At 65.1% G+C, this 875-nt stretch carries 1 protein-coding gene; it reads right to left on the bottom strand.

The window, feature by feature from the left end; translation table 11 throughout:
• The coding region (locus HHX30_RS40300; protein WP_169989212.1) for an ABC transporter substrate-binding protein at positions 1 to 875 on the bottom strand (875 nt) is incomplete at both ends.

Raw genomic sequence — 875 nt, 5'->3', positions numbered from 1 at the left:
GATTCGAAGCCGGTCGGCAGGTACTGCTCGGCGTTGTCCTTGGTAACGGTCTCCGAGGTCAGGGTGATCGACTGCGGCACCTGCTGCTCCAGCAGGTCGCTCATGCCCTTGCCCTGCGCGATCAGTCGCGCCAGCTTGATCGCCGAAGCGGCCATCGTCGGGCTGTAGGTCACCGTCGCCTTCAGCACACCACTGTCGGCCTGGATGTCACGCATCGCGTTGGCCGAACCCGCACCACCGACCATGAAGAACTCGTCACGACCGGCCTCCTTGATCGCGGCCAGCACACCGATGCCCTGGTCGTCGTCGTGGTTCCAGATCGCGTCGATCTTCTTGTGCGCCTGCAGCAGGTTGCTGGCCACCTGCGTACCCGACTCCACCGTGAACTTGGCGTCCTGCTTCGCCGTCACCTTGAACCCATAGGTCTTCAGCGCGTCCTCGAAGCCCTTGCTGCGGTCCTGCGTCAACGGCAGCGTCGCGATGCCCTGGATCTCCAGGATGACCGGGTCGGCCACCCCCTTGTCCTTCAGCGTCTTACCGATGAAGTGACCCGCCGCCACCCCCATGCCGTAGTTGTCGCCACCCAGCCAGGTCCGGTACGACAGCTTGTCGGGGAAGACCCGGTCCAGGTTGATCACCGGGATACCCGCGTCCATCGCCTGCCGGGCGACCTGGTTCAGCTGCTGACCGTCGTTCGGCAGGAGCACCAGCGCGTCGACCTTGGCCTGGATCAGCGACTCCACCGCCGAGATCTGCTGGTTGATGTCGTTGGTCGGCTCGACCGCCTTGAACTCCACATCGGAGAACTGCTTGGCCGCGTCCGCCGCGTTCTTGCTGATCGCCGCGATCCAGCCGTGGTCGGCCGCCGGAGCCGA

The sequence above is a fragment of the Microbispora sp. H10836 genome (assembly GCF_012999525.1).
Taxonomy (GTDB): Bacteria; Actinomycetota; Actinomycetes; order Streptosporangiales; family Streptosporangiaceae; genus Microbispora.
The sequence above is the reverse complement of the archived record's forward strand: the minus strand, read 5'-3'. Positions and strand labels throughout refer to the sequence as shown.